Origin of the sequence: Bifidobacterium pullorum DSM 20433, from assembly GCF_000771405.1 — a bacterium.
Lineage (GTDB): Bacteria > Actinomycetota > Actinomycetes > Actinomycetales > Bifidobacteriaceae > Bifidobacterium > Bifidobacterium pullorum.
The window spans coordinates 1-4,168 of the sequence record NZ_JDUI01000022.1; the positions used below are offsets into that span (position 1 = coordinate 1).

The following is a 4,168-nucleotide window of genomic DNA, read 5'->3' on the forward strand; positions in this document are numbered from 1 at the left end:
TCAGCTGATGATAGTACGTGCTGCGCGCCAGGCCGACCCGGGCGAGCAGCCGACCCACGGGGACGCCGTGCCCGGCGCCGATCGTCCTGACGAGGATCGTCTTCTCCCTATTGGCCAGGTTGTCCGGGTCCGCGCCCCGCTCTTATGCCCGCCAATTCCACCGCCCCCTTGAGGATCGCCAGCTCGATCTCCGCCTCCCGTTTCTCCCGGCGGATCCGCTCCAGCTCGGCGCGCACACGGTCGCGCTCGGCAATCAGCCCGTCCAGATCCGACGCGTCGGGATCCGCCGCGCCATCATTCCTCTTCCCCGGCTTGTCTGGTGTCACTGGATCGTCCTCCGGTACCGGCTCGTGCAGCAGTTGACGCTACCCGGTTTCTCACGACCGACGCCTCCACGCCCACCTCGGCCGCGACCTGCCGCGACGTGACGCCGCCCGCGGCCAGGCGCGCCACCGCCATACGCCTGACCCCATCCGCCACCGGCCCGCGCTTGACCGCGCGCTCCCCGGGCGCCAGCCCGACCGGTCCACGCCGCCAGCACCTCATGGCCGGGATACCCCATCCGGCGCATCGTCCTGCTCAGACGCCTGCCATGCGTCAGGCAGTGATCCACCGCAGCGCGCTTCTGCTCGTCCGTGTACCTCGCATAACGCTCGCCACGCCTCGAGGGAACCCCGTACGCCGCTCCTCCAGCCACTCGCGATACCACATGAGCAACGCCCCCTTGCTGGGATAGCCCAACTCCCGGATCACGTCCGCCGCACTATGCTCGTACCGCTCGTACAACCCCACCGCACGCCTGCGCTGCTCCCTCGAATACCTCGCCACGATGACGACTCCTCCCGCTCAAGGAGTCCAACATTCCGTCACCACCCCGTTTACACCAATTTCATTTTTTGCTTTACACCCCGGCTTGCCCAACGAATCCAAAACCTGCTAATAACCTGACGAAAACCGTAACGCTGTTTTGACTAGGTACACCGAACCTGTGCAGCTGCCGAAACGGTCGAAGAGCAGCTGAAACAGCTCCACAGAAATGAGGGTCTGCGGACTCGTAGGATAATCAGAAATGATATAGTCTGATCTTAAGGCCATATCAAAGAAGAAGGAGGCTGGTGCAGTGTGCTCTTCTAACTTGGAGAAATCTCTTGTATTTACGACTGAGCCTGAATTGACAAGGGCGCTTGCCGCAGAGATTCGAAATGATCCAGATAGGTTCCTGCAATTGCTGGAGAAGCTGCTGGGGAGACCGTTGGGCGGGATTACTAAAGTCGCATGCGAAGAGAAAGAGCGTTTAGACCTTGTGCTCACATGCTTCGACGGCAGCGAGATAACACGTATTGGAATAGAAGCGAAATGCGACCATGTTGTAGCACGAGGGCAACTTAAGCGAGAAAAAGAGGTGGTGGACTATCTCTTATTACTGGTGTTGGATGAACGTGACGCGGAACCGGATAAGGGAAGTGTTGACGGTGTAATGACATGGGAGAAAGCGATTGAATGTTTTGATCAACCGCGTTTGACATCATGGGATCTTGAGCATCTTCCTGCACAAAAGAGAGCTGTGGAGCGATTGTTCAATGAGGTTCTTCCTTCCCTGCGGTGCATTCTACCGGAATCTGACTGGAGTATGGTAATCAATCGAAATGGCTCAGGAATGCCCCATATCGATATCGCTTCCCGCGAGCCGGTTATCATCAAGGGTAAAGGGAGGGAGATTCGAGGGAATATCCAGGTTTCCGGGCGCGATATACGCCAATCTTTAGAGGACGTTCGATTCCAGTGTTTTATTGGTATTGAAATCGAGCAGAACAGTCTAGAGGACTTTCCGAATGATTGTTCATCAGCGCCTGAACCTGCATGGATTATTGCGCTTAAACAGTTGGATGCCGATGTGCTGTTTAAAGATGGCATAGAGAGATATCCTGAGTTTGCTTTTCATAAAACTTCAGGACAATGTCGCAAGGCTATACCTCATATGAGAGAACTTGTTGATCGTTATTTAGGTAAGCAGCGTTACCTTATCAAGGGTTATAAAGATTGGGCCTTTGGCGCACAGTCTCAGCCGTTCCCTATTTCCAATCTAAAAGATAATGCAAAAAAGACGGCCAATATATTCAAAAATTGGAGGAATTCTATCGATAAGGCGAATTACGATCAATAGCTATCATACTGAGATAATGCTCGCAGCCCCCCAGTTACGAGGGAGGCATCATTTCATCTCGAACATCGAATTCGCCCAACGGGAAACGTGAAACAAATCCAGATCGCATTCAACCTGGCCTCTCGCGCCAGGCTGAATGCTGATATATTTTGAATATGTCAAAGAACGACTATCTTGTTTCAAATGCGTGTTTTAGCGATGACGGACTGTATCGGTATTTCCTGGCACGAGTATGGGATGCTCAATTACCGGTATTGGCTTTTATCATGCTAAATCCATCGACCGCTGATGGCGAAACTGATGATTCGACTGTTAAACGATGTGTTAGCTACGCTAAACAATGGGGGTACGGGGGTATTGAAATATATAATCTTTATGCCTTTCGGGCGACAAAGCCACGAGAATTAGCACAAGCAAAATATCCCGTTGGAGAGAATAACAATAAATGGCTGCACGAGCTAGGCATGAAGCATAATCGCATTATTGTCGCATGGGGAGGGCACGCAAAGAAGGCCAGAGTCAAGGAAGTAATGGCAATTATCGGACGGCCGGTTGAGTGCTTAAAGCGAAACAAAGATGGCTCACCGCATCATCCACTTCATCTCGCTAAAGACATTCAACCTGTTGAATGGCGATAAAAGGGTCATAGTCGATAAGGGGCTGCGGACGTTTTCTTGGAAACAATCACACAGCCCCATGCAGACAGCCGACTGAAACCGCTCCGGCAACAGGCCAGACCGCATTTGCGCCGGACATCGGCTACAGCCTGATGTTTCCCGCTACTTGAACCAATGCAGCTCCCGGTTGCACTGCGTCTCAACGATGCTCCTATGCATTGTCAAGTGTTTTGTTATGTTGGTTGTCTGTTGTGATGGATTGGATCCATTGGGTGGCCCGGCGTTCGAGTTCGGGCAGGTCGCGGACGCCGCGTTCGATCTCGCTGATGCGGCTGGAGGGGACGTGGAGGGCGTCGCCGACCTGTTGCTGGGTGATGCCGTTCGCGGTACGCAGTCCGCGGAGCCTTCGCCCGCGTTCGGCGGGCGTTTCGTTCGGGGGTGCCGTGCCGCGACTGATGGAGATGAGCGCGTGGTACGCCTCGCGCGCGATGAAGCGTTTGAGGCACCGGATGATCTCGAGCTTGCTTTTGCCTTCCCTGGTCTTCCTGTCCACGTAGTCGCGGGTGGGCTGGTGGTGGCGCATGCGGGTTATGGCGATGTGGTACAGGGCGGCGTTGCTCCGGCGATTTGATATGGCTTGGTTTTGGATGCTCCTATAGATCGTCAAGCATTTGGCGTGTTGTCTGGGCTGGTTGGTGCGGCTGTCGAGTGGATCCATTGGATAGCCCGCTGTTCGAGTTCGGGGAGGTCTCGTTTGCCGCGTTCGATTTCGCCGATGCGGCTTGATAGCACGCAGAGCGCCTCGCCGATCTGCTGTTGGACAATGCCGTGGCCGGTGCGTAGTCCGCGCAGTCCGGCGCCGTAGTCGCGAGTGGGCCGGTGGTGGCGTATGCACACAATGCGCGATGTTGCGCAGGACACGGTCGCCCTTCCTGTTGCCGCCCCTGTCGAGCCTGTGTCTGTTGGTTTTGCCGCCGGACGCGGGTAACGGGCACGCGCCACAGAGTTTGGCGAACACAGCCTCGCCCCGGATGCGTTCGGGGTCGTCGCCCGCGATGGCGGCAAGCTGCGCGGCGGATGCATGTTGCCGACTCGGCGTGTACCGTCGGGGGTGGTGACGTTTTGTTGGACTCCGGTGTCCTTGTTCTTTGATTATGCCATGAGTCCGAGCTCGCGTCTTCGTTTGGCGATGCTGGTGCCGAAGGCGAGCTTGATCCGCTCGTCCCGATACCAGCGCATGTACCCGTCCAACTGTTCGACGAACCCTTCGATGGTGACGCCCGTGAAGCTCCGGCCGTGGAAGAACTCCTGCTTGAGATGCCCGAAGAACCCTTCCGCGGCCGCGTTGTCCGGGGAGCAGCCCTTCGCGCTCATCGACCGGGTCAAC

At 55.9% G+C, this 4,168-nt stretch carries 5 protein-coding genes and 1 pseudogene; 2 read left to right on the forward strand and 4 right to left on the reverse strand.

From position 1 onward, the window contains the following. Positions 1 to 107: 107 nt before the first annotated feature. Complete coding sequence (locus tag OU11_RS08875; RefSeq protein ID WP_052122803.1) at positions 108 to 326, reverse strand: hypothetical protein; 219 nt, start codon at positions 324 to 326, stop codon at positions 108 to 110. A gap of 794 nt (positions 327 to 1,120) precedes the next feature. Between OU11_RS08875 and OU11_RS09295 the strand changes: the two genes are divergently transcribed. Both OU11_RS09295 and OU11_RS09080 read left to right on the forward strand, forming a co-directional pair. Then, entirely contained in the window at positions 1,121 to 2,164 is a 1,044-nt protein-coding gene (locus OU11_RS09295) for a hypothetical protein (protein WP_152597137.1), read from the forward strand. A 155-nt stretch (positions 2,165 to 2,319) separates the two neighbouring features. Next, the gene (locus tag OU11_RS09080; RefSeq protein ID WP_033516161.1) at positions 2,320 to 2,802 is read left to right on the forward strand and encodes a DUF1643 domain-containing protein; all 483 of its coding nucleotides are present in this window, start codon (positions 2,320 to 2,322) and stop codon (positions 2,800 to 2,802) included. Positions 2,803 to 2,992: 190 nt separating this feature from the next. On the opposite strand, the gene OU11_RS08490 is transcribed toward OU11_RS09080, so the two are convergent. The 3 genes and pseudogenes from OU11_RS08490 to OU11_RS08495 all read right to left on the reverse strand — a co-directional run. Beyond that, on the reverse strand, positions 2,993 to 3,364 hold the full coding sequence (locus OU11_RS08490) for a helix-turn-helix domain-containing protein (RefSeq protein ID WP_223224114.1): 372 nt from the start codon (positions 3,362 to 3,364) through the stop codon (positions 2,993 to 2,995). Between the two features lie 80 nt (positions 3,365 to 3,444). After that, positions 3,445 to 3,856, reverse strand: a pseudogene (locus tag OU11_RS09085) (transposase); the annotation flags it as partial. Positions 3,857 to 3,933: 77 nt separating this feature from the next. Then, positions 3,934 to 4,168 (reverse strand): IS3 family transposase (locus OU11_RS08495; RefSeq protein WP_033509367.1); only part of this gene is annotated, 235 nt, incomplete at its 5' end.

Coding starts and splice junctions, on each gene's coding strand:
- OU11_RS09080 (WP_033516161.1), top strand. CDS start 2,320: ATGTCAAAGAACGACTATCTTGTTTCAAATGCGTGTTTTAGCGATGAC.
- OU11_RS08490 (WP_223224114.1), bottom strand. CDS start 3,364: ATGCGCCACCACCAGCCCACCCGCGACTACGTGGACAGGAAGACCAGG.